This is a genomic window from Burkholderia sp. Ac-20384 (assembly GCF_017104605.1).
In the GTDB taxonomy this organism is placed as follows: domain Bacteria; phylum Pseudomonadota; class Gammaproteobacteria; order Burkholderiales; family Burkholderiaceae; genus Burkholderia; species Burkholderia lata.
Genome location: NZ_JAAGPE010000591.1, coordinates 1 through 2,242 on the forward strand (window position 1 = coordinate 1; position 2,242 = coordinate 2,242).

The 2,242-nt window shown below is 70.8% G+C and carries 3 protein-coding genes and 1 pseudogene; all 4 read right to left on the minus strand.

Annotated features, from left to right (window positions below):
* A pseudogene (locus tag G3O00_RS42020) lies at positions 1-395 on the minus strand (branched-chain amino acid ABC transporter permease); the annotation flags it as partial.
* A 7-nt stretch (positions 396-402) separates the two neighbouring features.
* Positions 403-840 carry a thioesterase family protein gene (locus G3O00_RS42025; protein ID WP_011351723.1) on the minus strand — a complete coding sequence of 146 codons (438 nt, stop codon included), beginning with the start codon at positions 838-840 and terminating at the stop codon, positions 403-405.
* Positions 841-979: 139 nt separating this feature from the next.
* The gene (locus G3O00_RS42030) at positions 980-1,516 is read right to left on the minus strand and encodes an NUDIX domain-containing protein (RefSeq protein WP_011351722.1); all 537 of its coding nucleotides are present in this window, start codon (positions 1,514-1,516) and stop codon (positions 980-982) included.
* A gap of 121 nt (positions 1,517-1,637) precedes the next feature.
* The coding region (locus G3O00_RS42035) for a YbfB/YjiJ family MFS transporter (protein WP_241025602.1) at positions 1,638-2,242 on the minus strand (605 nt) is incomplete at its 5' end.

Here is a 2,242-nt window from a genome sequence, read left to right on the forward strand (position 1 = left end):
TCGGTCACGGGCGCGCCGTCGAACAGCGCCGGCACGGGTGCCGGCAGCGGCGCGAGGCCCCACACGAGTTTCGCGCCCTCGCCGATCAGGTACGCGAGGCCGAAGGTCAGCAGCAGTTCGCTCGTATGGCCGCGCGCCTGCACGCGGCGCAGCAACATGCGTTCGCAACCGGCGCCGAGCAGTCCGATCGCGAGCGGCGCGAGCACCAGCGCGGGCCAGAAGCCCGCGCCGGCCGCGATGCTGTAGCCGACATAGGCGCCGAGCATGTAGAAGCTCGCATGCGCGAAATTGAGCACGCCCTGCACGCTGAAGATCAGCGTGAGTCCGGCCGACAGCATGAACAGCAGCAAGCCGTAGCTGAGGCCGTTGAAGGCCTGGAGCGCGAACGCGTGCACTGCGAAGTCAGGCCGCGAGCGGCTCGAGCGCGGCGCGCAGCGCGTCGGGCAGCGGCACCGGCCGGCGCGTGGCGCGATCGACGTACACGTGCACGAAATGCCCCTGCGCGGCGGGCGACGCGTCGCCCTGTGCGAACAGCCCGACCTCGTAGCGCACGCTCGACGTGCCGAGCTTCACGACCCGCAGCCCGGCATCGACCGACTGCGGGAACACGAGCGGCGCGAAGTAGTTGCACTGCGTCTCGACCACGAGGCCGATCGTCTGCCCGTGCTCGACGTCGAGCGCGCCCGCGCGGATCAGGTACTCGTTCACGACCGTGTCGAAGTAGCTGTAGTACACGACGTTGTTCACGTGCCCGTAGACGTCGTTGTCCATCCAGCGGGTCGTGATCGGCAGGAAGTGGCGATAGGCGTCGCGCGGACGCGGTTGCGGCTTGTCGGACATGGCGATGGCGGTCAGGACGATGGAAGCGATGAGGACGACGCGCGGCAGCCGCTGGACACGGCGCACCGGCAAGAAGCGGAACGCCGCGCCGCGATCGCTCGCGGCACGGCGGATGCAGCCCTGCTGACGGGCCGGCCTGTCACTGCCCCGGCCGGTCGACGAATTCGAAATCGAGGCCGCGCGCCCGCATCCAGTCGGCGAGCGCGATGCCCGTGCCGGCGCGCCACGGGCGCAGCAGCGGCGGATCGACGAGCTTGTATTCGAGCAGTTCCGGCGACAGCGCGACGGTGCCCGATGCACGCACGTGGTACGCGATGATCAGCTCGTTCTTGCGGATGAATTCGTAGACGCCGACGAGCGACACCTGCTCGGCCTTCAGCGCCGTTTCCTCGAACACCTCGCGCGCGATGCCGTCCTCGGGCGTCTCGCCGTTCTCGAGGAAGCCGGTGATCAGCGCGAACATGCCTTCGGGCCAGGCCGCGTTGCGCGCGAGCAGGATCTTGCCGTCGAGCTCGACGATCGCGGCGACGACGGGCAGCGGGTTGTTCCAGTGGACATAGCCGCAGCTGTCGTCGGGGCACGCCTGGCGAATGCGGCCGCCTTCATGGTCGGGATCGGCGCGCTCGGTGAGCGGGCTCGCGCAGCGCGGGCAAAAGCGGTAATCGGCGGTGGTCATCGATGGAGATCTGGCAGGCGCCGGACGGCCGTCTGCCGGCTGCCCGCGCACCCGCTCGGCGCGGGAAAGGCTTCATTCTAGCGAGTTTGCCCGTGCCGCAGACGATCCGGCCCCGCCGAAATCAGGGTTGCAGGCGCCTTCCTGCGGCGGTCGCCGCAAAGCCGGCGGCGCCCAGCAGCAGCGCAGCTACCGCGACCCACAGCGCGGGGGAAAACGACCCGAAGCGCGCGGCCAGCGGCGCCGCGACGAGCGGGCCGAGAATCTGCCCGACCCCGTACGACGCGGTCGCATAGCCCATCAGCCCGGCGGCCCGCTCGCCATGCAAACGCCGCGCCTCGCGCATCGCGAACAGCGTGATCGCGGTAAACGGCAGGCCGAGCAGCGCGCTGCCGATCGAGAAGCCGGCCGCGTTCGGCCACACGATCCCGGCGGCAATGCCGAGCGCCTGCGTCGCGCAGCCGGCGGCCAGCAGCAGCCGGTTGTCCCAGTGGCCGGGCAGCCTCGCGGCGGTAATCGCGCCGACGATCAGCGCCGCGCCGAACATCGGCCAGAACAGATCGGGCCACGGCGAACCGGCCGGCAGCGCGGCGCGCGCGATCACCGGCAGGAACGTCGCGGTGATGATGTAGCCGAAGCCCGGCATGCCGTACAGCACGACGAGCCATGCGGCGTCCGCGCGATGGCGCCGCGTCTGGGCCGGCATCGCCGCGGTTGCGGCGGCCGCGT

Coding starts and splice junctions, on each gene's coding strand:
- G3O00_RS42030 (WP_011351722.1), bottom strand. CDS start 1,516: ATGACCACCGCCGATTACCGCTTTTGCCCGCGCTGCGCGAGCCCGCTC.
- G3O00_RS42025 (WP_011351723.1), bottom strand. CDS start 840: ATGTCCGACAAGCCGCAACCGCGTCCGCGCGACGCCTATCGCCACTTC.